This is a genomic window from Cryobacterium sp. TMT2-17-1, from assembly GCF_004402765.1.
Lineage (GTDB): Bacteria > Actinomycetota > Actinomycetes > Actinomycetales > Microbacteriaceae > Cryobacterium > Cryobacterium sandaracinum.
The window spans coordinates 1-23,034 of sequence record NZ_SOGC01000033.1 but is presented as its reverse complement, the minus strand read 5'-3'; the positions used below and the strand labels follow the sequence as shown (position 1 = coordinate 23,034).

Below are 23,034 nucleotides of genomic sequence, written 5' to 3'. Positions count from 1 at the left end.
TACAAACCTAAGGAACACCAATGCCCAACTCACTCGCGCTTGCAATCGATATCGGCGGGACCAAGATCGAGACTGCTCTTGTCGACGATGACGGACACATCGTCGCCCAGAGCAGGCACCGCGTCCCGACCGGCCGGGATATGGATTCACACGGCCTCGGCCTTGCACTAGAGGGCTGCGTGATGGCCTCCACTGCGAAGTCGGGCGGCACGGTGATCGTCGGTGTCGGGATCGGATCCGCAGGCCCCGTCGATCTCGCCGCAGGAATGATCCTTCCGAAAAACCTGCCTCTTCTCCGCGGCTTCCCAGTCCGCTCGTTCGTCGAAGACCTCGTCCCCGACCGTCCTGTCGAGTTGCGCCTCGACGGCACGTGCCTCGCCCTCGCCGAACACTGGATTGGTGCGACCCGCGGGACCTCATCGTCCATGAGCATTGTTGTGTCGACCGGTGTCGGCGGCGGCATAATGTTGGACGGCCGGATAGTCTTCGGCCGCTCCGGCAACGCTGGCCACATCGGGCAGATTCACCTTGACCGCTCGGACGACGGGACCTCGGACGGCGGAACACTCGAAGGGATCGCCTCCGGACTCAGAAGCGTTGACTGGGCTAGGAGGCACGGGTGGTCAGGGCAGACCGGTGAGGACCTTGGACGTTCAGCAGGCGCCGGCGACGCCATTGCTATCGCCGCGGTTCAGCGTTCGGCAGCAGCCGTGGGACGCGCTATTGCGAACGTCGCCACACTCCTTGACCTTGAGGCAGTGGCAATTGGCGGAGGGTTCTCCCATGTGTCCCCCTCCTACCTGGACATAGTCCACGGATCGGCGCGCGACCATGCGGTGTTCGACTACTCCCGCGACGTCGCGATCCTCTCGTCAGGCTTAGGCAGCGACGGCCCCCTGATCGGCGCTGCGGCCCTCATCCACCGACCACATTTGATCGGTCACCCTGGCGAGGTCACGCTAGCCTCAACCCTCTGACTCTCCGCCATCCATCCCTGGGTAGGTTCTGACATCCCACGACCGGTCACCAACAACATGCGGAGCACCATGGCACCCTTTTGTGAGATCCGACCCGACCAGCTCCTTCGCTCGGCCCTGCGTCCGGCGGCCGGACGCATAATGGTCGCAGCGTCAGCCTTTGTTGTGAAAGAAAGCCCTCTGTGGCTCCTTCCTCTTGTAACGGCGGCAGTCGTCGACGCCCTAGTTGACCAGAAGGCACCAGACGCGCTGATCCTGCCGGCCGCCGTCGGGGCGGCCACCATCATTGCGAACATCGCCGCCAACAACATCTACGTCCGACTGTATTCGTCCGCGGTGCGTTCGATGGGCTCTCGGCTCCGGGAAGCGCTGGCGGTGCGCCTTCAACTCATGTCTTTCGAATACCACGCCCGCGGCAGCGCGTCGATCGTGCAAACGAAGGTAGTACGCGACGTTGAAAACTTGGAGCTGATGCTTCAACAGGCATCCGGCCCGCTTCTGAATGCCATAACCATCCTCATCGGCGCGGGTGTCGTAACCGCAGCGCGAGTGCCTCAATTTCTGGGGGTGTTCGCACTAACCATCCCCCTTGCAGCCGCTCTCATCATCTGGTTGCGACGCCGAACAGCCGAGAGCAACGCTTCGTTCCGACGCGACGTCGAGACCATGTCCTCGACCGTGGGAGAGATGTCCTCCCTGTTGGAAATCACTCGAGCCCACGGTCTCGAAGGCGTGTCCGTGGGGCGAGTCGTAGATGCCGCACGCCGTGTCGAGACTGCGGGAGTCGCCCTGGATCGGCTCAACGGCCGTTTCGGCGCATTGTCATGGAGTAGCTACCAGCTCATCACCCTGGGGAGCCTATTCGGAGCAGCCATCGTCGCCATGACCGGTCTCCTTCCGATCACCGTAGGCGAAGTTGTCCTCCTCAGCTCCTACTTCGCTCTACTCACTGGATCCATCTCCGGCGCGTTCCAAACCGCGCCTATTATCACCCGAGGGCTGGAATCCCGGCGATCCATAGCTGAGGTCCTGACCGAACCGGACATCGAGGACAACGAGGGAAAGATGGTCGTCCTCGCTACCTCCGGTCGGATCGACTTCGAATCGGTCACCTTCCGCTATGGCGAACACAATGTTCTCACCAATGTGAGCCTTCAGATCCGGCCGGGAGAGACGGTAGCGTTCGTCGGTCCTTCCGGGTCGGGAAAATCCACCCTCACACGTATCGCCCTCGGGTTGCTGCGGCCAACCGACGGCCGCGTATTTCTCGATGGGCTCGACGTCAGCACGCTCGACATGCGCACCGCCCGCCGTTTCATCTCCGTTGTCCCTCAGGAGCCCGTCCTGTTCAGAGGCACCATCAGAGACAACGTTCTTTACGGACTGCCCGAGACGAGCGACACACGGCTCGAGGATGCGCTTCTCGCCGCCAACGCACAATTCGTCCTCGACTTGCCAGAGGGATGGCACACGCCCGTTGGAGAGCGCGGCGCACAGCTTTCCGGCGGTCAGCGACAGCGGTTAGCAATTGCGCGCGCGCTGATCCGTAATCCGCGACTGCTGATTCTGGACGAGGCGACCGCCTCTCTCGACCCAAAAACGGAAGCCGAAGTCCGTGATGCCCTCGAACGCCTTCGTCACGGGCGGACCACCCTTATCGTCGCGCACCGGCTCAGCACCATCCGTGACGCGGACCGCATCGTAGTTCTCGACGCCGGCCGCATCGTCGAAGTGGGCACCCACCAACAGCTCCTTTCCGCGGGTGGAGCTTACGCAGAGATGTCGGCCGCGGCCTAACTAATCTTCCTCGAACCGAATTGCACAAGCAGGGAGGCCCCAGCCTGAGACCTCAACCGGTGCGCCTGTCAGCGCAGAGTCACCTCACCCTGGTTCAGAAAACGCGGATGAAAGTAGGTACTCTATATCGCCGCATTCGTGTTGTTCCCGCATAGCTGCTCAGACCACATCACGAAGTAAGACCAGCGTGTCTGGCTCTAAAGCAAGGCACTATCCGGAACCTTCCCCATTTCCGCGATCGCCGCATAGAGGCCGGCCGCAGCCAGCACATCGCCATCGCCGTGGATGAAGTAGGGCTGTCTCCCGTCTTCCATCTTGCTGCCACTCGTAGTAGCCGGGCATAGGCACCAGGCACCGTTGGCTGGCAAACGGGCTGCGGAACATGCCGTTGCTGGCCACCGATTCCAGGCGTGCGTTGATGGGGGCCGGGCCTCCCGGCTTTGCCCAGCCTCGCTTCAATCCCCACGAGGCCAGGTCCACGTCCCGCTGCACTGTTTCATCACGGGTCCATTCCCGCACGATAGGTGCCGGGTCGGTGGGCGCAACACTGTACGAGGGCTTCCAGTCGGCGGCGTTGGCGCCGGTGGCGTCGAAGAGGCTCAGCAGCTCGTCTGTCGTATTGGGAACCACGTATCTGCCGCACATGCAGTTGAAACTAGCTCTCCCCCGGCTTCGTCAGCAATGGGATCAACCCGGCGCTGTCTGGGTAGTGCGAGGACGGCCAACGTCACACGAAGCGAACGAATCCGCACTCCAGGCAGCATCAGAAAGGGCCTTCATCGGTGCCCAAGATCACCATACGGACCAAGCATCGTTGACAGTTCGGCACACCCAGGTCGTCGTCCATGCCGGTCACACTACGCGCACATCACCCGCCAGCATCTGAGCAGCCGATGCGCTCTCGTTCTGGATCTACAACGAGATCTGGTGCTGGTACATCCCCACCCACGGCGACGACCTCGCCGAACTACGCTCAACCCTGTGGCGCCAACGAATAAATGCCATCTCCGGCCTGCAGCGCCTCACCCCACAAATCGTGGACGCCCTCATCAACCCGCCCCCGAGCCGCCTGACCTACCGGGAGAGTGCGAAAGTCCGCGGTCGGCGTCACCGTTCTTGCACCGTGTAGTAAAAACCAGACCATCAGGAGTTCCGCTATTTTGGAAGCCGCCGCGCTGGAAAGTGTGAAGTCAGTTGTTAATCAGTAGGACGTTGAAATGACCTTGGCAGGAGAGGTCACGTTCACACCCTGCGGGGACCTTGGTCGGGTACGCACGCTCCGAATTCGAAGGGACCACACCTTGACGCGCCCCCTGATCCGACTCCTGTCCATTCCGGCCTTTGCGATAGTACTGGCGGCGTCTGCACCGGCCCAGGCCCAGGCCGCCCCGCCCGATCAGGGCGCCGATGCCGCCAACCCGCGCGCGTCGAATTCCGCGACCCTGCTGTATTTTAACGACGCCCACGAGATCGGACCGGTACTCTCCGGCGGACAGGACCGCGGCGGTGTCGCCCGTCTCTCCGCTGCGATCGACACGGTGCGTGAGGACAATCCAGCGACATCCGTCGTCTTCGGCGGCGATCTGGCCGGAGGCACGCTCTTCGGCGGGCTTTACAAGGGGTTCCCGATGGTCGACGCCTTCAACAAGATCGGCGTAGACCTCGCGAATTTCGGCCAGCACGACTTCGACTTCGGGATCGATATCGCCCGCGAGCTCGTTGCCGCGTCGGAGTTTCCGTGGATCACCTCCAACCTGGTCGACGCTGAGGGCGAGCCGTTCGTGGCGGGAGGCACGTGGGAGGTCCAGCGCATCGGCAAGGTGCGAGTGGGCTTCATCGGCCTGACCGACGCCATCGATACGACCTTGGCCAGCGACCAGCTCGACGAGACCGATCCCGTCGAAGCCGCACGGGCCGCCGTGGCTGACATGACAGCGACAGAGAAGGTGGACGTCGTGGTGGCAGTGACTCAGCACTCGATGGACGACAACCGGGTGTTGGCGCAGGCCGTACCGGAGATCGATGCCATCTTCGGCGAGGAGATGGCTGAGTACGAGTCCGTCATCTCCTACTCCGGCGCGGTCCCTCTGATGGCTCCCGAGGGGAACATCGGCTCGCTCATCCGGCTCGACATCACCAAAGAGGGCGGCGAGTACATCGTCGCCCCGTCCGTGATCGAGGTGGACCACACGGTCACCCCGGACCCGAGTCTGCGCCAGCTCGAGAAGTTCTACGAGGCCGATATGGCGGCCAACCTCTCCACGGTCCTCGCCACTGTCCAGACCCCGCTGCTCAACCCTGAGAACGCCGCCCGCCGCCAGGAAACAGCTCTCGGCAACTGGGTTGCGGATGCCTTCCGCGCGTACCACGGCACCCAGATCGGGTGGATGAATGGTGGTGGCCTGCGCGCAGAGGCACCAGGGCCGGACTTCACCACGCGGGACGCGTACTCCATCGCACCCTTCGATAACAAAGTCATGGTCGTGCAGGCGTCCGGGGCCGGAATCGTCGCAGCACTCGAGCAGGGCGTTGGACACGTGGACATTCTGGGAGGCGGCTTCCCCCAGGTGTCGGGGATTTCCTACTCCTACTCCCCCAGTGCTGCCGTCGGCTCACGCGTCAGCGACGTCCGGGTCGCCGGGGAACCAATCGACGTCGGATCCACGTACTCGGTGGCGGTAACAAACTACGTCGTCGGTGGCGGCGACGGCGTCGCCGGGTTCTCGGGAGGATCAGTGCTGGTCCCAGCTTCGGGAGCGCCAAGCGACGCGGAGGCGATCATGGCCCACGCAAAGTCGCTCGGCGTCGTCGACGCGACGACGGAGGGACGGATCACCGTCCTGCCGTAAGACCGACGCCGAAATCGGCGGCCTCGCGCACGGCGTTCATCAAGGAAGCTCACTACCGCGAGGGCTGGCTCGTGACCAGCGCGCACCCGTTGGCATCAGTCGCCTATGCGATTCTTCGTCAAGCCTGGAAATCGGGCGAGACCACAAACTTCGTTTGGGAAGATCTCACCGTCTGAGGGATAGACCGTCCCGATAAGGGTTCCGAAATGGCACCCCGCCGGTCAACGTCGGCTCGGAGCCCTGGCGGCGAATTCCGTGCCAATGAAGCGTTCGTCTTACGAGCTGCTCCGGATGTTCCCTCCTGGCGAAGCAATCGACGGCATATTTCCCCGAACGACCTCGCGGTCGTAGGCTCGCGCTGAGTAGGGCACTCAGGTGTCCGCGAATCGAGGGCGGGGTCGAAATGGAATTCAGTGCTCTTTTTTGGTGGAACTTCTGGGTGGTAGTCCAGGTTCTCGTTGTGGTTGGGGTCTTCGTGGCTCTGGGGCTTTTCATCCGCTGGGGGCGGCGCAAGAGCGCCATTCTTGAGGCGAGCCAACCCACGGAAGGTCACGGGCCCGCTGCCGGTAAGTAGCGAGTGCAAGTCCCCCACAGGAGGTTCCGGAGACGCATCTTCACTGGGGCCCTATCTTGAAGTATCCAAACGAACGGAACCGTGGTGGACAGTCCAGCCGCACTTGCAGTCGCTCTCGCATCCGTCGTCGCCGTCCTCTACCTCGCTGCGATCGCGTACGCCATCGTCCAGATTGCGCGAACCCGCGACCTGTCCGAGGTGGAGAAGGCCCTCTGGATGATCGCCGTCGTATTCGCGCCTCTGCTCGGCGCGCTCGTTTGGTACCTCGCCGGGCCACACCCATTCGGCCTTCGACTCACACACAAGGTTCGGTAGACCTCGACCTTCATTTCTCTTCGCGGAGGGGGTTGGGTGACTGCCCACGGGGCAGGAAGGGCGTTGTAGCGCGAACAACCTCTGTGAAACTCCTTGTATCCGAATGCGCCGGCAACGGCCGCCTGACCGGTAGGTTCGAGCGCATGCGATTCGCTCTGCGTCAGACATCGGCATTAGTGCTGGCTGGGGTGATCGTGCTCTGCTCCAGCGGCTGTGGCAGCGCCCCGAATCCGAGCATTGAATCGCAAGCTTCAACGCCAACGCCAACGCCCACCTCAACGCCTTCAACGTCTCCGACGACGGAGACGAGCCAAAACAATTCCGCCGGAATGAGCGGATTCGAGCGGCAACTCCCGCTTGCAGGGCAATTCGTGACTCAATGGACCGAGACCGTCGGCTCCGTTGAGATCGAACGTCGCAGCGATGGCACTGTCTGGGCGACCCTCAGCGACTTCAGCACGGGAGCCTCTCCGAACTTGAGGCTCTACCTCAATGAAGGGGAGCTGGTCAAGAACACTGATAGCGCCTGGACCACCGATGGCGGCCTCAGTTATGACATCTCCACCGTCAGGGCATCAGCCAGTACGCAAGAGATCGAGATTCGGGGAAGCCAACACATGGACGAGATTCACAGCGTCACAATTTTCGACTACACAGGTCCCGACTATCTACATTTTGGCTCGGCCCCACTCGGGTAGCGCACTATCTATCCGGCGACACTGCAGTCGCTCCCGTATCCGTTGTCGCCGTCCTTTACGTCTCAGCGGCGCCTCGGCGTGCGGAATTCATGCCAGGTCGCCCAATCGCGCCGCGATGCTGTTGTCGTCCCCGGCTCGACGCTCATAGGTGACGGCGATGATGAGCAGCACGGCGCCGACGACGGCCAGCGTGATCCACCACGGCACCGATTCGATGCCGCGGCCGATCTGCGCCACGAACACGAAGATGTTCTCGATGGGCAGCACGATAATGCCCAGCAGGAAGGGTGCCGCGAGTTTCCGGCTCGAGCCGACGAGAATGGCGACGAGCGCAATCGCGATCACGAGGATGGCCCGCCAGGTCTGGGGGTCGGTGAAAGTCGCGAGGATCGAGGCCAGGAACATCACGCCGAGCCCGGGGGCGAGCAGCGGCCACGAGCCGTGCCAGCGGGCGGGCCAGCTACTGAGCGTGCCGCGCTGGGTGTCAGCTGTATCCCGTTGCCTGCCGCGCATGGCGGCAACGCCGGCGAAGAGTAGGAAAAGGCCCAGGGGCAGCGAGAACCACTCGACTCGCAAGTCACGCGGACTCCAAGCCACGATCGCAGTGACGAACGCGAGCGTGAAGATGAACCAAACGGGAGGCAGGCTTGTCCGCCCGTTTCGCAGCCGCACCGCGACAATGACCATGGCGGCGAGGTAGGCGACCATGAGCGACCACATCAGCCAGATCGTGAACCAGTCTCGTTCGATGGCCGTCCAGGTAGCGAGCCCGACGTACAGGGCGGCGGGGGCATAAAGCCAGCGAGCAGACAGGCGACCGAAAGACCACCCTCGGATGCGCGCCGGTTGAGATATCTCGGCATGGGACAAGATGGCCCGCGCCGCTGCGGCAGCTGGCACGGCGCCGGCCAGGCCAATCCCGAGACACACCACGACCAACGGTATTCCTGCGATCTGGACCACGTCGGCACCGACGCCGAAGCGCACGCCCTGGATAGCCCCGGCAGCCCCGGCGATGATCGCGACCGCGTGGGTCGGCGTGCAGAGTGTGCGCAGCCGTTCGGCGCGAGGCGACACGCACCGGTCGAGCAGCAGGCCGAGCCCGAGCAGCACCCACGACGCGGCGACCAGCCCGAAGCCGCGCCATGCTGCACCGACGGTTTCACCTGCCTCCGACACCGCCAGTACCACCAAGGTCGGCACGACGGCGACGAGGAGCCCGCCGGTGTACAGCGGCACGCCTTGTGCGCCGCGCGCGGTGAGGAGCAGGCCGATGGTCGTGGCTGCGAGGCTCGGCGGGAGCAGGTATGGCTCGAGCAGGCCGATACCGATCAGAGCCCACACACACCACAAGGCTCCCGTGAGGCAGGCAGCCGCGGTCCACCATCCGTAGCGGCGCTTCGCCCAGAACGATGTCGCCGCTGCGCCGAGGGCGAGGATGATGAGCACGAGGAATGTCGTCGGCAAGCCAGCCGCCACCCGAATGAGCGCGAGCCCGACGGCGATTACGCCGGTGAGCATGGCAGACACCTCGAGGGCGATCCGCGCGACCGTGGCGTCCGGTTCGCCGATGCCGCGTCGCTTGAGGGCCGAGCGAATCACCCCAGTGCTCGGGAGCGCGAGAGCGACGATCGCTGCGATGACCGGCAGCGTCACGGGTGAGGCGCTGCCCACAAGCACCTGGGCGCCGAGGCATACGACGACGACGGCCAGGGACGGGATGAGCAGGCCCGCGGCAATCGCGCGCAGCACGATGCCGAGTCCGGGCCGGCGGGAAACGAGGAGGGTCATCGCAAGCAGGAACATGATGCCGGTTGAGAGAGCGGTCCAGCCACTGCGCTCGAAGACCACCTGGATCACGCCGATCACAAAGGGCACGGATGTCACGACCAGGATCGAGTACCAGGCTGCGGGTTTTACTTGCGGAAGGGCGGTCGCGACGATTGCGCCGATCAGCCCGATCGACGTGGTGAGGCACAGGAGCGCGATCGTGCCGATGCCGAGCTGTCCGAGCGCTGTCGCCACGACCACGAGGGCGTAGGCGTAGCCGACAGCGACGTGGAGAAAACGAGTCCCGGCGGGCACGGGTCGCGCGAGCGCGATGATGGCCGTGACGACTGCGATGCCCGCCCACGCCGCGAGGCGAACGTCGGTCCACGAGATGATGCCGGCGAGAAGGACCGCCACATGAGCCGCGAGGATCAGGGGAAGGCGAAAGCGGAGCGAAGCCGCCCGGATGCCCGGGACGAGAACGAGCGCGGCGCTCGTGGCCACCGCGAGCCCAAGGGCGATCGCGATTTGAGCCCAGGGCAAGAGGCCGGGGGCACAGACGACCACGAGCCCTGAGAGCGCCGCCAGCCAGATAGCGAGCGCTGCGCCCCCGTTCGCGAGGGGCGCCTGGGCGATGTCCCGGTGCAGGGTGATTGCGGCGAAGACCCCGAAGCCAATGGCACCGGCGGCGAGGCCGAGCACGACCGCGAGCACGCCGCCTGTGTCAATCACTGAGGCGACGAGATCGGAGCCGTTGAAGGAACCAAGCACCTTCGCGGCGCCGATCAGCAGCGCCACGAGCACCGTCGCCAGGACACTGACCACGGCCATCCCGAACGCGCCGCCGGTGAACCGTCGCCGCTCGATCGTCGCCGGGGTCGGGGCCAGGGCGCCGAGGACGATGAGTCCTGCGGCGCCCGCGACAGCGATGAAGGCGAAGTACCACTGCTCGGCGCCATGGGCCCCGAGGTCGAGGGCGAATGGCAGCCCGGTGAATGCGGCGACGCCGGCAGCCCCGGCGACGAAGCTCCAGAGACCGCGTGCGAGATAGCGGCTGGCGAGGCCGGCGAGCACCGCAATCGCGGCAAGGATGGCGCAGATCCCGAGCCAGTATCCCGTGGTGCTGTCGGCCTCGATCAGTCTCGCCTGAGCGAGCACGATTGCGACGGCGACCACCTGCACCACCGTCAGCGTCACCTGTTCCGCCCGGAGGCGCCCGTCGAATCTGCGTGCCGTGGCGCGGACGAGTGCGACGAGTGCGAGAGCGACGAATGCGGTGCCGAGGTGTCCGATGACCGCCGACAACACGGTGCCGCCCGCGTACCCGAGCATCGAAGGCACCACGGAAAGGCCGAGCAGGGAGATCCAGAGCCAGGTCCGGATGCGCACCACCCGCGACAGTGCCACCATGACCGAGCCGCTGGCGAGTGTGCCGACCGCAGTGAACACCCACGGGCTGAGGCCGCTCACGGTCAGTTCGGAAAGCGCGTACACGTCGAGGGCGACGAACAGCATTCCAAGCGCACCGACGGCCTCGGCTGAGAACTGCAGCCTGCGCCGCGCGAGCAGCCAGGCGCCGCCCAGGAACAAGAGTGTGATGAGGCCGACGATCACGCTGCGCAGCGCACGATCGCTGAGGTCGGGGTTGAAGAAGGTGAAGACGATCGCCGAGATCGCGAACAGCCCGGCACCCGCTACCGCCAGCACCGACTGAACTGTGGCGCTCGAGCGCGGATCAGCGGCAGCTGGGCTGGCTGCGGCGGGCGCAGCGAGGGCGGCAGATGCTGGCGGAGTCGCCGCCGGCGACGGTTCGGTTGCACTGGCTCCAGACGGCTCGGCGAGCAAGCGCGGCACACGCTCGAGCACCGCCTGCCGCGCTCGCAGGGCGGTGGCCGCGTCCCGGGAGGCGCTCCAGAGTTCGAGGCCGATTCTCCCGTTGAGGTCGGCGCCGCAGTTGCGGCAGCGCCTGTTCTGCAGGGCATCGACCCCGCAGGACGGGCAGGACGCATCGTCCAGAAGACGCGCGACGGCGATGTCGCTCCACTGGCTCATCGGGGCAGGCGTGCTCACGAGGCTTCCGCCGCATCGCTCGTTCGCGCCGGGTTGTGCGGATCCGAGGCATCTGGCCCCGAGTCGTCCGGCACCCAGATGAGGATGTCGCCGGGCTGGCACTCGAGTACGCGGCAGATCGCGTCGAGGGTCGAGAAGCGCACCGCTTTGGCCCGGCCGTTCTTGAGCACAGATACGTTCACCGGCGTGATGTCAATCGCGGCCGCGAAGTCAGCGACGGACATCTTCTTCTTGGCGAGTTCGACGTCGAGGTTGATGACGATGGGCATCAGACCACCTCCGACAGGTCCTGCTGCAGTTGTCGCGCGTTTCGCAGGAGTCCCCGGAGCACCAGGATCAGCAGAGCGAGTCCTGCGCCGACGACGACGCCGAGTGCGCACAGCAGCATCACCGATGGGGAGGCGACATTCGCCGATGCGAGGGTGGCCATCGACACCCCGATGAGAAGGGTCGCTAGGACCATGGCGCAGAGGATGACGTCGACCCATAAGAACGCGTTGTCGCTGAAGATGACGGACGTGCGCACCATTGACAGGAGCCGCCACACGCACACGAGCACGACTTGCACGCAGAGCAGGAAGAGCACGGCAACGATGATGCCCGGCGTCTGGAGATAGCCGAGGTCTGCGTAGGTCTCGGCGGACTGCCGTGCCACACCGGGGACCATGAATAGCTGGCAGGCCAGGAGAAGGACGATCATCGCGACGATGAGGGCCTTCAACGAGACGATGGTTGCCTTGTGCATGTGAGTCCTATCGATAATCGGTGCTCTGCTATCGACAAACGATACATCCTGCCTGCGCTGAATGGAAGCCACGGCACCCTGCGGCTTAACCGCAACGCGAGAAGGCGTAACCGTCGACGCCGTGGAGGTGTCCCGGTGAGGGTTCCGCAAAAGAGTTCGGGAGTGCAGAGGGGTGACACTGAACCCAGCAGCATCAGCGCAGGGGGAAAGTTGACGAATCACGACGTACTTATGCGCCTGAGGCGGGACAAGAGAACCCAGGGTGATTCCAACCGTAAGCACGGAATCGTGCGCTTCTTCCGAGACCTTTTCGTCATATTCTTTGTTGCCCTGCTCATATCGTTCCTGATCAAAACATTCCTCATTCGCTCTTTCTATATCCCTTCGGGATCGATGGAAAACACCCTGCAAGTCAAAGACCGAATCATGGTCAACGAACTCGTCCCCGACCTCATCCCCATCGCCCGTGGCGATGTTATTGTGTTCACAGACCCCGGTGGATGGCTAAGCGCAACCGAACACGGCACTGTCCAGCCGGGCAATCCTGTAGCCGATGGCATCCGATGGTTTTTTTCCGAGGTGGGCCTGGGCGCGCAAGAAACGAACGACCATCTCATCAAACGCGTCATCGGCCTGCCCGGCGACAAAGTCGCCTGCTGCGACGCCACCGGCCACATCACCGTCAACGATGCGCCTCTCAGCGAGCCTTACCTCAAAGCATCTTCCGGGACGACGCGTTCTCCTGAGAAGTACTTCACCGTGACAGTCCCCGCAGTTTCTCTATGGGTCGAGGGCGACAACCGCGACAACTCGGCGGATAGCAGGCTCCACACCACCACGCCCAGCAAAGGTTTCGTGCCCATTATCAATGTCGTCGGCCGGGCGTTCGTGATCACCTGGCCCGTCGGTCACTGGTCCTGGCTCGACAACTACCCGAACACCTTCCGAGAGACTGGCCAGGACCGATGATGCACACGACTCAGGGTTTCGTCCCATGACCGAGAGGGATTCCCGATAGCCGTTCCCAAACGCCACTCCCCCGAGATGTCGAAAATTCGGCCGGTTGGCGCCGATTCTGCGTCCATGGACGTCCGCCTTACGGATGCTCGCAGTTCGCGTTGAGCCAGTCGATCGCGCCGGCCCAGGTCGGATCCTCGCCAAGGGCCGCGGCGCCTGTTTGCTGGTCGGGGTCGATACCGTCTGGATAGGTGAGCCCAGTGCGGTCCGCCATGCGGGCTACCGTCAGCACGATAACTGCGCCGTCGGACATCGTCTTTAACGTGTTCCCGGTCGCGAAACCCGCGGTCGTCGTTTCTCCGAAAGTGCGCACGCCCGATTGACCCCGGAATGCCAGGAGTGTCGACTCGCCTGCGCTGGCGGTTTCAGGACCCTGCAGGACGGCGATGTTCCGACCGGCTTGCGATGAGCCGGTCACGGGTGACGTGGCAAGCGTTTCGGTTGATCCGTCCGATTCGTATGTTACGGCGGAGCCATCTATGCGCACGACTTCCGACTTGCCATTCCGGCGGATGAACGACAACACGGTGCCCTGGGAGAGCAATGGCGTCACAGTCCCGAGCATGGGGAAGGAATTGCCGCCCCCATTGCCGCGCAGGTCCACGATCCACCCGCACCGTGCCCGCGTTTCTGCGTCTGAAATCCCCCGCGCACCAGCGTCGATGTAGGACTGGCCTTCTCTCGTGTCGCTGCTACTGAACCAGGGAACATCGATGGCAGCGATGCTACCCGTGGCAAAGCTGACGACTGGCCGGTTCTCGCCCGTCGGCGGCAACTGGACCGAGCCCAACTGGCCTGGGGGCAGGACGAAGCGACTATGCGCTCTTCCTCCGGCGGCCGACACTGCCCGCATCAGTGGACTGTGGGTTTCCGCGATGGTCTCTGCGGAGGACGCGCTCACCGATGCGAGAGCTCGAGCTTCTTTCCACTTCCTGCGAGTGGCGTAGAGGCCGTTTTCATTCATGAAGTCGAGGGCAGACTCCACGTATTCGCGCACCGCGGGATTTCCCGAAGGCGGAGGTTTGCCTGGCACGGCCGGCACGCAACCTGTCACAGGAACAGTCAGGCCGAAGGCCAGTGCGACTAGAACGAGAGAGCGGAGACCAGAGCATCTACTGGCAGCCATGGCACGTCTCCCCGTTATAAAGCCCGCTCGCCATGGAGCGACTTGTCCTGTTCTGCCGCAAGCATAGGGGGCACCTACTTGCGCCGCGTCCTAAAACACCTCGACTCGGCTACCCGCTGACCGTTCCCCACTAGGAGCCTCTGGCGGGGGTGCTCCCAGGTCACCGCGAGCGGAACACGATTCGCGGAAATCAAGCTCTCGACAGCCCCCATCCTCCGGCGTCGGTTTCACCGGGCTTCGCATCGCCCGCACCGCAGCAATCGGCGCAGGGCTTTATTATGTTTGGCCGTCGTGCGCTCGGCCACCGCACCACCGCCGTCTAGAAGTCAGTCACTTTCTTGGCATGCCACGCACACCTTGCGGGAATACGATCTTTCTATCGGGCTTCCCGTCACGTCGGCAGCCCGCGACGCACCGCCTCACAGCAGCGTCGAAGCATCGCTGCACCACAGATTGACGCTGCTGCGATGCGGCGGCTGATCGTTAAATTGTGACCCCGACGACACCGTTTCTCATCCAGCTAAAGCACACAGGGAGCATCAATGGGCACTGACGACCAGACCAACACATGCAGTTTCCACATGAGCGGTGCGCTGCCAGCAGGTGGCGACCACCTCGGTGGCACCTTCGGTCAGTCGCCGACCCTGGACAGTTGGTACCCGCAGCGTCTCCGGGTTGAGCTTCTCCACCGGAATGGCGTAGACGCCGACCCGCTCGGCGCGGACTTCGACTACGCGGCGGCTTTCGCCACGATCGACCTCACGACGCTCAAGTCGGACATCAAGCGACTGCTCACCACATCGGTCGACTGGTGGCCGGCGGACTACGGCAACTACGGTCCACAGATGATCCGAATGGCGTGGCATGCCGCCGGCACGTACCGAATTGCCGACGGCCGTGGCGGAGCGGGCACCGCGATGCAGCGGTTCGCACCAATCGGAAGCTGGTGGGACAACGGCAACACCGACAAATCACGACGACTCCTACAGCCGATCAAGCACCAGTACGGCAACGCTCTGTCGTGGGCCGACCTGATGGTCTTGACCGGCAACTGCTCCCTCGAGTTGATGGGCCTGCCGACGTACGGCTTCGGTGGTGGACGACTCGATGCGTGGGAACCGGACGACGGCACCTGGTGGGGCCCGGAGGTCTGGAACCCGCACGCGGTCGCGAGCCCTGACGAGATGGTGAGCCGCGACGAACGCTGGCATGGTCAGAACGGCGACGCGGACTACGACCTGCAGAGCCCCCTGGCCGCGTCGCACCAGGCGCTCATTTACGTCAACCCTGAGGGGCCCTATTCGAACGGCGACCCGCTGGGCTCAGCACGCGACATTCGCATCACGTTCACGCGGATGGCGATGAACGACGAGGAAACGGTGGCATTGATCGCCGGTGGCCACGCGTTCGGTAAGAGCCACGGCCAGGTACCGGCATCCGACATCGGACCGTCACCCGAGAAAGCCCCGATCGAGTCGATGGGGCTCGGTTGGCACAACCCGGTGGGTACCGGCAGTGCCGAACACACTTCGACCAACGGCATCGAGGGCAGCTGGACTCCGAACCCGACACAGTGGGACAACACCTACCTCGAGAACCTGTTCGCGTACGACTACGAGCAGACGAAAAGCCCGGCCGGCGCGCTGCAGTGGACACCGACTGACCCGGAGGCGCCGAAGACTCCGGACGCCCACGTACCCGGTCAGATGAACCCGCTCATGATGATGACCTCGGACATCGCACTCAAGGTCGACCCGGAGTATCGGGCCATATGCGAGCGTTTCCTGGCCGACTTCGATCTGTTCACCCTCGCGTTCTCGAAGGCCTGGTACAAGCTCACGCACCGCGACATGGGGCCGAAGCACCGGTACCTCGGCCCGGAGGTCACCATCGCCGACGACCTGCTCTGGCAGGACCCGCTCCCGGACGCAGCAGGATCCTCACTCGACGAGGCCGACGTGGCAGCGCTCAAGGAAGCCGTCCTCGCGACCGGGCTGTCCGTGTCCGACCTCGTCTACACGGCGTTCTCCGCCGCCTCGACCTACCGCGACAGCGACAAGCGCGGAGGGGCGAACGGTGCCCGCCTGGCCTTGTCGCCGCAGAAAGACTGGGCGGTCAACCGACGCACCGTCCCAGTCATCGACGCGCTGCGGAACGTGCAGGCGGCTTTCACGGCGACGTCGGACGGACGGAAGGTATCTCTCGCCGACCTCATCGTCCTCGCCGGCAGCGCCGCCGTGGAGCAAGCGGCACGGGCAGCAGGATCTGACGCCAGCGTGCCGTTTACGCCAGGCCGTGTCGACACGACGCAGGAGTTGACCGACATCGAGATGTTCGAGTGGCTGCGACCCATTGCGGACGGGTTCCGCAACTTCGTGTCGGAGCGCTTCGAAGAGTTTGCTCCGGGCGTCGCGCCCGAGGCGGCATTCCTCGACAAGGCGAACCTGTTCACTCTCACCGCACCGGAGTGGACCGTCCTGCACGCCGGGCTCCGCGTGCTCGGCAGCAACTGGGACGGGTCCGACGTGGGTGTGCTCACGGATCACGTCGGAGCCCTGACGACCGACTTCCTCGTGAATCTGACCGACACCGACCTCATCTGGACGAAGGACGACGAGACCGCGATGACCTTCACTGGTCGGGTTCAGGCGACCGGCGAGGCTCGCTGGAGGGCATCCCGGAATGACCTGGTATTCGGCTCGAACGCGCAACTGCGGTCGATCGCCGACGCCTACGCGGGCAGCGACGGGCAAGAGCGGTTCGTCCGCGAATTCATCCGCGTCTGGTCGAAGGTCATGATGCTCGACCGCTACGACGTCAAGGGCCACAAGCGTTACGGGGCGATGGCCGCCTGACCCCGGAGGTCGCGTCCCGGCGAGCTGACGGCGTGGAGGCACGGCGCGATCACGCGCTGAGCCTCCATGCCGTCGAGGCCTTGACCGAATGTCGCTTGAGGCCGCGAGCCGAACGTTGCACGGATTGATCAGGCTGGGGACGGCCAAGGAACCTCCGCGGGCAGCACGTGGTCGACCACACTCGCACCTCGACGGCCTGCGAGGGTGGACGGGCCGCTATGCCCTGGAAGCCGTTGCCCTCACTCGTAGAGACGCCGGCCGGATTTGCTTTGGCCTCGAATCGCGAGAGAATGCCGCTGATGTTCTCTATGGCGGCTCGTAAGGCCTGAGCCTTCCGAGGTCATATCCCGATGAGGAATACGCGTAACCGGTAGAGGTTCCCCAACGCCACTCCCCCCGTTACTTCGGAGCTTCGGCGAATTGGCGCTGAATCTGTGCCCGTAGACGTCCGGTGTACGTGACGTCGCACGGAATCTCTGCCGCTGGGATCATCATTGGTGTGTCCAACTACAGCACGAACTGCATAGGCGAGCCGGGAGACAGCGGACGCGTTTGCAGCGCGACAGTTCTCCACGCGCCGGTGACAGAGCTGATGGCAAACGGCTACGGACTCAACTTCGTCCCCTAGTTCGATCTCGGGCGAAGCATGTCGGCGAGGTGTGACCTTGGCGGAAATATCCGTCGAGGTCACACCCACGCAAAAGTGATCCTATGCGCGCCGACTTAGAAGACTCGAAGCGCGGTCAAGCCCCTGTAACGATCGCCTCTCGTTTCCGTGAGGGGGCATTCTTCGCCCGTACATTGTGACCATGCGTCAGAAGCGACGGTGGCTGATCGTGATCGCGATTGCCGTAGCAGCCGGCATGTGTGGGTGCACGACTGAGCCGTCGACGGATATTCCGGCGGGCGTCGCAACGACCGCGTACCCTGGCGAGCCAACACCTCGGCCGAGTGGTCTGGTCGACCCATCTGCGGGCTACGCAACAGTCGTCGATGGGCGGCTGGCGATTGTCCTGTTGGGCAGCTCAAGCTGTCCGCCCCACGCGGACTCAGCGGATCTAGAGACGATGACGTTCGGGTTTTCGGTCGATACCGAAGGCCCCTGCACGGCAGATTCTGCCCCAACGACATTCGAGTTCGACGTGCCATCAACCGAGAATTTGACGACGTTCATCACGATAAATCTCACGGCCGGCGACACCTCCAGCTCTCAGCTGCCGGTACTGCGGTAAGCGTCCGTCTATCGGACACCCGGAAGATCTAGGTCCAGCACATACGTCTGCGACGGACGTCCCAACAGAGAATGCGGGTATGGCTCTCCCAGCGGTCGCCAGCCGTTCTTCTCGTAGAGGTGCACGGCACCGTGATGATCGGCAAGAACGTGAAGGACAGAGCGCTCATGGCCATGCCCAGCAAGCTCGACTGTTGCTCCAGTAAGAAGTGCGCCGCCGAGCCCGCGCCCCTGAGCGCCAGGAGCGACAGCGAGCAGACCGATGACAGGCGAGTCGGGCGGATCACTGGCCAGACCCGAACCCGGTTTAGTGGCGAGTACAAACCCGATGAGCCCAGCGACTGCATCCTCGGCCACGATCCAACATTCTGAATTGTCGAACTTGAGTCGAGCTCGCTCGGCTACTCCATCGACCGCTTCACCATCCCGAGCAACGCACGCCGCGACCCAAAGCGAAACGCAAGCCGCCGCATCCTCTGCAGTGCCACTTCGGAACACGAAATCGTTCTCCCCCCACGGATTCTCCGTGTATCGAGTTTCCCACCCGCTTCGATGAACGTTCGGCTGCGCGACGGCACGCTGTGGGGCCCCAAAAGCTCAATGTCCTCTAATCCGCTAGCGGGATCTCCTCCAGGGTTCGCCACTCGTATTGCCGGTTGTCACGGTGGAGCTCAATGAGTGCGAGAACCGGCGAGACCCCGGCCGCGACCCGCCCCGACTTCTGCTCCAGGGTTTGTCTGACTCCTTGTCCGTCCGCGTCAGCGTTGACGTAGGCCATCGTCACGTGTGGGACAAACGGAAAGCGGGCATCCTCAGGTGGAGCCGCTGCTCCCAAGGAGCCAGTCACTGCGCGGCGGAGCGTTGCCCTCAGCCTCGAAAGGGATTCGGTCGGTTCGACGATGAGCGAGACCGCCTCCCGCAGAACAACTGGTTTCTGGAAGGTGAGTGAGATCGGTGGCCCCCCAGCGATCTCGCCTCGAACCTGATCAATGACCGTGCGCACTTGCAGATCATTGACAGTCGTTGCATTCCCTACCCCGACGAGGGTTAGATGCAGCCATTCGATCGGTACAGGGTCCAGAAACGAGAAGCCGCTCAGGACCTCTTGATAGTCGAGGACGAGCCGCTGCAGCGCGGGCTCATGTTCAAAGGTGAGATGCCAGGTGTAGTAGCGAGTCCCTCTCTCCCAGCCGGAGCGCCACCACCAATGGTCTCGTAGATCGATTGCGCCTTCCCTGGCCTCGGCCGGCATGACGGTCCTTCCCCAAACTTCAGTCCCGAGTGACAGCGTATGCAACAGATCGGCCTGAATGCGCTGACGGTTCCCTCGCGGGCCCTGGACGCGATCATCAGCCGCTCCCCCACTTCGGGCAAAACGAGTGCCGGGAACCGTCCGGCTTGCGGAGCAATGAGCGCGGTCGACCTGGAGCCATGCGCGAGTTGTAGGGTGGTGCCGAACTCGCCCCGGGTTCGCCCACCCGGTGAGAGTGGGGAGCTTTACCGCAATCGTGGCCCGCCGAAGGAGTGGTCGTGGCCGGTCGGTTCGTGTATTGGATGAATGTCTCGCTCGATCTCTTCATCGAGCGCGAGGCGGGTGAGCACGGTGACATCGGAGGGCCGAGTTGGATCCGTCTTGGCGAGCCACTGCACCGCGAGTTCAACGCTCGCGCGCAGGCTCTGGCACTGATTGTTCAAGGCCGGAAGGTGTACGAGATGATGGATCCGTTCTGGCCGAACGCCCGCACGGACGAATCGCTTCCCGGCTTCCTGCGCGAATACGGCGAGATCTGGACGGACATCCCCAAGGTGCTCGTCTCGCGCACGCGCACGACGGCCGAACACAACACGCGCATCATCGGTGGCGACAACGACGCGATCGATCAGCTCGCCGTGCTGCGTCAGGAGACTGACGGAGACATCGGCATTGGCGGGGCGAACCTCGCCACTCAGCTGTTGCGGGCTCACCTGCTCGACGAGCTCTGGCTGTTCACGCACCCGGTCGTGCTCGGAGCCGGCCGACCCCTCTTCGATGCACTTGACCAGCCCGTCGAACTCGACCTCTTGGAACAGGGTTCGTTCGACCAAGGCGTGACGATGCACCGCTACTCGGTGCGTGGGGCGCGTTAGACCTTCCTCTTGCGTCGCTGTGCGCCTATCGCGGCGGATAGCGCCGCTGTGCAAGCATTCCGTATGAAGATCACCATGCGGCAGGCCACCTCCGCCGATCACTCCTGGCTTTTCGATCTCCACGAGAGCGCGCATCGCGCCCTCGTCGAACAGGCTTACGGGCCCTGGGATCATGAACAACAGATCGGATTCTTTGCGTCGCTGGTCAGCGAACACGACATCCAGATCCTAGAAGCCGACGGCAGGAGCGTTGGCGCTGTGTATCTCGGCACCAGGGATCAAGACACTTGGCTGGAACTGATCGAGGTGGCTCCCGCCGCGCAAAACCTGGGCGTCGGATCAGCGGCGCTTGGACTTGTCGCTGATCAGGCGGCGAGCCAAGGGCAAGGTACTTTGCTGCAGGTCCACCGGGTGAACCGAGACGCGAAGCGACTCTATGAGCGCGAAGGATTCACCCCCTTCGGAGAGACAGCGACACACTTTCTCCTGCGCCGCCCGTAGCGCTCGAAGGCTCCGACTTACGGGCGGTCAGTGGGTGCCTGAGGTCCGATCGGGTGCCGATAGACGTCAGCTGATCCCCAGTCGCTCGAAGACCAGCGTGGCCTGGATGCGGTCACCGCCCCCGAGGCCCTTACTGCCTGAGGCTGACGTCGTGATGGTGTGCAGTCGATAGCCGAGGGCGGCTTGCGCGTTGATGGACTGTTCTAGCTCGGTGAGATTGCCAGATCCGCTACCGAATAGTCTCTCCTTCAGCACCACCTGCAACACGACGTAGCTCTGCCCGTTTTGCGCTGGGCGTGGTCGACCTATCGCGACGGACTCCGACTTGATGTGGTCGATGAGCGCGGCGGGACTGTTCACCGGCGCCTCCTCTTGCCAGACATTCGTCCACTGCTCGCCGTCCCACCGTCGCTGGTGACCCGAACCGTCGTCGTACCAACCTGCTGCTGCGTTCGTCACCATTGCCTCGTTTCAGTCCGTCAGGTCGCGACGCGCCTGGACGTGCGCTACAACGTATCAGCCGGTATCGCTGGCGGCACCGATTGTCTCAGGCGTCGAGACCTAACCCATCCGCACCGGCTGAAGCAGCACGGACGGTTCTGCCGTGTAGGTGAAAGTCTCGATCTTGTCCCCCCAGCCGCGCGGAGTCGCAGCCGGAGCGGATGTCGAGGATCTCCTTCGTCGCTGAAACTTCGGTGAGCGCGCTACTGTCGCGTAATGGAGCAATTAGCCCGAATCCCCGACGAGGTTCTTCATTCGAAGTGGCGAGAGATAGCCCCGCTCATCGATGTTCTGGCCACCCGGATTGGAGAATCGGAGCCTTTCCCGGTTGCCACTGGCAGTGCCTTCACAGGTGACGATCGAGGAGCGGCTCCATATTCGGTGACGTACGTCGCCAACGCGTGCCTTTCCTCCGCGATTGACCACCTTCATGCTTTGAAGGCCCTTGTTTGGGACGCCCGGCTGCTGCACACGTGACCGCCGGCCACACTTGCGCGCAGCGCAATTGAGAACGCGGTAACGGGGTTGTGGGTGATCTCGCCCGCTAGTCGTAATGAGCGCATCAGTCGGAGTTTGCGCTGGTATGCACAGGATGCCCGCGATCAACACCGGGCTACAGCACATTTCAGCGCCGTAGACCTCGCCGGAAAACTTGAACGTCTGGGCGCCATCGCTGAAGTCAGGGGTATCTCGGCGAGCTCGGCGATCAGCAACTTCACGATCACGCCCGTCTTCACAGAGCTGAAGGCAGCTGGCCGCGAGGCGGCTGAGTTTGAGTGGCGTCTTGCGTCTGGCTTCGCTCACGGCCGGTCGTGGGCGAGCATGGGAGTTCTGGAGCGTGAAGAGCTTCCGTTGGGCGACGGCGACAACGTCGTCTTGCGACTGACGAATTCCGACCAGATGGCGTTGTATTTCGTTCTCAAGGCTCTGCACTCGATTGAACAACTGCTCCAGCGACGCGAATTCCTTGCCGGCCTTCGGACCCACGACGCCTCTGTCGGCTGAAGGTCGCGTCGTACTCCGCAGAAGGAGGCAGGTCGCTCTCGCGTACACGGGCCTAAACGAGCGCCCGCAGAGGTCGCATAAATGGGGATGAATGGCTTGCCGTAAGGGGTTCCACCTATGGGTGTCCATCTCGGCGCCGCCCTGCGGTGACGCCAACCAGCGATAGCGACGAGAAGGCTCATTCGAGCTTCTTGAGCATCTTCACCGAGGTTGTCTCGTAGCCGAGGGAATCGTAAAGTCCCCTGGCGCCGGTGTTGAATCCGAAGACGCTGAGGCCGAGAGAGTGCGCACCGTGGGAGCGTGCATATTCCTCGCCGAGCAGCATCGTTGTCCTCCCATGACCCTGGCCACGCTGGTCTGCGTTGATGAAAACGTCCCAGACCCACCACGCCCCCGGATCGGTGGTGACATCCTGCCCGATCCACAGATATCCCACTGCCGCGCCAACCTCGTTCATTACGTGAAAGACCTCATTGCCGGGGCTCTGAGTGCCCTCAGGGAATGAACGAGCCATGCTCTCGACCGCTATGCGCCGAGCTTCCTCGTGTGATCGCCCCTGGGCAAGTAAGTCACCGACGTACTCCGCGCAGCTTTGCTCAATCCATGTCGGGAAGTCGCTGGCGAGGATTCGCTGAAGGGTTACGGTCACCTCTCAATTCTTCCAGGCAGAGCCGTCGGGTTTCACCGACGCATTCCGACGGCAGGGCGGGGACGGGCCGGAGGGCATGAACTATTGGATGAGACCCTGGCCTAGATGTTGTTCCCATACAGGTTGTGAGCGTGGCGTGAGCTAAAAAGGTGAGGACCTCCGGTATCGATTGGGTTACCACACTCAACACGATGCAACGGAGGCCCTCATCTCTTACGTTACTCATG

The 23,034-nt window shown here is 63.6% G+C and carries 18 protein-coding genes and 1 pseudogene; 11 read left to right on the top strand and 8 right to left on the bottom strand.

The features are described 5' to 3' along the window. Positions 1 to 20: 20 nt before the first annotated feature. From E3O47_RS08640 to E3O47_RS08605, 5 genes are all read left to right on the top strand, one after another. On the top strand, positions 21 to 977 hold the full coding sequence (locus tag E3O47_RS08640) for an ROK family protein (protein ID WP_134420225.1): 957 nt from the start codon (positions 21 to 23) through the stop codon (positions 975 to 977). 141 nt (positions 978 to 1,118) lie between these two features. Continuing rightward, positions 1,119 to 2,774: an ABC transporter ATP-binding protein gene (locus E3O47_RS08635; protein ID WP_198411497.1), complete on the top strand. Its 1,656-nt coding sequence runs from the start codon at positions 1,119 to 1,121 to the stop codon at positions 2,772 to 2,774. Between the two features lie 1,301 nt (positions 2,775 to 4,075). Next, the gene (locus E3O47_RS08620) at positions 4,076 to 5,623 is read left to right on the top strand and encodes a 5'-nucleotidase C-terminal domain-containing protein (protein ID WP_134343079.1); all 1,548 of its coding nucleotides are present in this window, start codon (positions 4,076 to 4,078) and stop codon (positions 5,621 to 5,623) included. A gap of 655 nt (positions 5,624 to 6,278) precedes the next feature. Beyond that, entirely contained in the window at positions 6,279 to 6,512 is a 234-nt protein-coding gene (locus E3O47_RS08610; RefSeq protein ID WP_158250188.1) for a PLDc N-terminal domain-containing protein, read from the top strand. A 329-nt stretch (positions 6,513 to 6,841) separates the two neighbouring features. After that, a complete protein-coding gene (locus tag E3O47_RS08605; protein ID WP_134374923.1) occupies positions 6,842 to 7,210 on the top strand; it encodes a DM13 domain-containing protein in 369 nt (122 codons plus the stop codon). 87 nt (positions 7,211 to 7,297) lie between these two features. Here the strand turns inward: E3O47_RS08605 and E3O47_RS08600 are convergent, their stop codons facing one another. From E3O47_RS08600 to E3O47_RS08590, 3 genes are read right to left on the bottom strand one after another with little or no spacing between them, the layout of a single operon-like run. Continuing rightward, complete coding sequence (locus E3O47_RS08600; protein WP_134415294.1) at positions 7,298 to 11,050, bottom strand: hypothetical protein; 3,753 nt, start codon at positions 11,048 to 11,050, stop codon at positions 7,298 to 7,300. Continuing rightward, positions 11,047 to 11,319, bottom strand: coding sequence for a helix-turn-helix transcriptional regulator (locus E3O47_RS08595; RefSeq protein ID WP_104099214.1), 273 nt, complete (start codon positions 11,317 to 11,319; stop codon positions 11,047 to 11,049). Before E3O47_RS08595 ends, E3O47_RS08600 begins: the two co-directional genes overlap by 4 nt. Then, on the bottom strand, positions 11,319 to 11,795 hold the full coding sequence (locus E3O47_RS08590) for a DUF2975 domain-containing protein (protein ID WP_104099213.1): 477 nt from the start codon (positions 11,793 to 11,795) through the stop codon (positions 11,319 to 11,321). The genes E3O47_RS08595 and E3O47_RS08590 overlap by 1 nt, the downstream gene beginning before the upstream one ends. A gap of 210 nt (positions 11,796 to 12,005) precedes the next feature. Here E3O47_RS08590 and lepB point away from each other — a divergent pair, with 210 nt between their 5' ends. After that, complete coding sequence (gene lepB / locus E3O47_RS08585) at positions 12,006 to 12,764, top strand: signal peptidase I (protein ID WP_241986141.1); 759 nt, start codon at positions 12,006 to 12,008, stop codon at positions 12,762 to 12,764. Positions 12,765 to 12,891: 127 nt separating this feature from the next. On the opposite strand, the gene E3O47_RS08580 is transcribed toward lepB, so the two are convergent. Continuing rightward, positions 12,892 to 13,809, bottom strand: coding sequence for a S41 family peptidase (locus tag E3O47_RS08580; protein ID WP_166785356.1), 918 nt, complete (start codon positions 13,807 to 13,809; stop codon positions 12,892 to 12,894). A 671-nt stretch (positions 13,810 to 14,480) separates the two neighbouring features. On the opposite strand from E3O47_RS08580, the gene katG reads away from it, so the two are divergent. Further along, on the top strand, positions 14,481 to 16,793 hold the full coding sequence (gene katG, locus E3O47_RS08575) for a catalase/peroxidase HPI (protein WP_134374929.1): 2,313 nt from the start codon (positions 14,481 to 14,483) through the stop codon (positions 16,791 to 16,793). 1,363 nt (positions 16,794 to 18,156) lie between these two features. Beyond that, positions 18,157 to 18,396, top strand: a complete 240-nt coding sequence (locus E3O47_RS16535) for a hypothetical protein (RefSeq protein ID WP_241986139.1) — start codon at positions 18,157 to 18,159, stop codon at positions 18,394 to 18,396. Between the two features lie 235 nt (positions 18,397 to 18,631). Here E3O47_RS16535 and E3O47_RS08565 read toward each other — a convergent pair whose 3' ends face one another. After that, complete coding sequence (locus E3O47_RS08565) at positions 18,632 to 19,276, bottom strand: 2'-5' RNA ligase family protein (RefSeq protein ID WP_134420219.1); 645 nt, start codon at positions 19,274 to 19,276, stop codon at positions 18,632 to 18,634. Positions 19,277 to 19,554: 278 nt separating this feature from the next. On the opposite strand from E3O47_RS08565, the gene E3O47_RS08560 reads away from it, so the two are divergent. Continuing rightward, the gene (locus tag E3O47_RS08560) at positions 19,555 to 20,151 is read left to right on the top strand and encodes a dihydrofolate reductase family protein (RefSeq protein ID WP_134420217.1); all 597 of its coding nucleotides are present in this window, start codon (positions 19,555 to 19,557) and stop codon (positions 20,149 to 20,151) included. 63 nt (positions 20,152 to 20,214) lie between these two features. Then, positions 20,215 to 20,652, top strand: a complete 438-nt coding sequence (locus E3O47_RS08555) for a GNAT family N-acetyltransferase (RefSeq protein WP_134420215.1) — start codon at positions 20,215 to 20,217, stop codon at positions 20,650 to 20,652. A gap of 66 nt (positions 20,653 to 20,718) precedes the next feature. On the opposite strand, the gene E3O47_RS08550 is transcribed toward E3O47_RS08555, so the two are convergent. Next, positions 20,719 to 21,012: a DUF4177 domain-containing protein gene (locus E3O47_RS08550; RefSeq protein WP_241986147.1), complete on the bottom strand. Its 294-nt coding sequence runs from the start codon at positions 21,010 to 21,012 to the stop codon at positions 20,719 to 20,721. A 12-nt stretch (positions 21,013 to 21,024) separates the two neighbouring features. Further along, positions 21,025 to 21,114: pseudogene (locus tag E3O47_RS16530) on the bottom strand (DUF2510 domain-containing protein); the annotation flags it as partial. Between the two features lie 570 nt (positions 21,115 to 21,684). Here E3O47_RS16530 and E3O47_RS08545 point away from each other — a divergent pair. Next, complete coding sequence (locus E3O47_RS08545; RefSeq protein WP_134420213.1) at positions 21,685 to 22,158, top strand: hypothetical protein; 474 nt, start codon at positions 21,685 to 21,687, stop codon at positions 22,156 to 22,158. A gap of 178 nt (positions 22,159 to 22,336) precedes the next feature. On the opposite strand, the gene E3O47_RS08540 is transcribed toward E3O47_RS08545, so the two are convergent. Next, positions 22,337 to 22,807 carry a GNAT family N-acetyltransferase gene (locus tag E3O47_RS08540; protein WP_134420211.1) on the bottom strand — a complete coding sequence of 157 codons (471 nt, stop codon included), beginning with the start codon at positions 22,805 to 22,807 and terminating at the stop codon, positions 22,337 to 22,339. Positions 22,808 to 23,034 lie beyond the last annotated feature (227 nt).

Bases quoted from the DNA above. Each gene is read 5' to 3' on its own strand.
- E3O47_RS08640 (WP_134420225.1), top strand. From the start codon at position 21: ATGCCCAACTCACTCGCGCTTGCAATCGATATCGGCGGGACCAAGATC.
- E3O47_RS08595 (WP_104099214.1), bottom strand. From the start codon at position 11,319: ATGCCCATCGTCATCAACCTCGACGTCGAACTCGCCAAGAAGAAGATG.
- E3O47_RS08605 (WP_134374923.1), top strand. From the start codon at position 6,842: ATGAGCGGATTCGAGCGGCAACTCCCGCTTGCAGGGCAATTCGTGACT.
- E3O47_RS08590 (WP_104099213.1), bottom strand. From the start codon at position 11,795: ATGCACAAGGCAACCATCGTCTCGTTGAAGGCCCTCATCGTCGCGATG.
- E3O47_RS08565 (WP_134420219.1), bottom strand. From the start codon at position 19,276: ATGCCGGCCGAGGCCAGGGAAGGCGCAATCGATCTACGAGACCATTGG.
- E3O47_RS08635 (WP_198411497.1), top strand. From the start codon at position 1,119: ATGGTCGCAGCGTCAGCCTTTGTTGTGAAAGAAAGCCCTCTGTGGCTC.
- katG (WP_134374929.1), top strand. From the start codon at position 14,481: ATGGGCACTGACGACCAGACCAACACATGCAGTTTCCACATGAGCGGT.
- E3O47_RS08555 (WP_134420215.1), top strand. From the start codon at position 20,215: ATGAAGATCACCATGCGGCAGGCCACCTCCGCCGATCACTCCTGGCTT.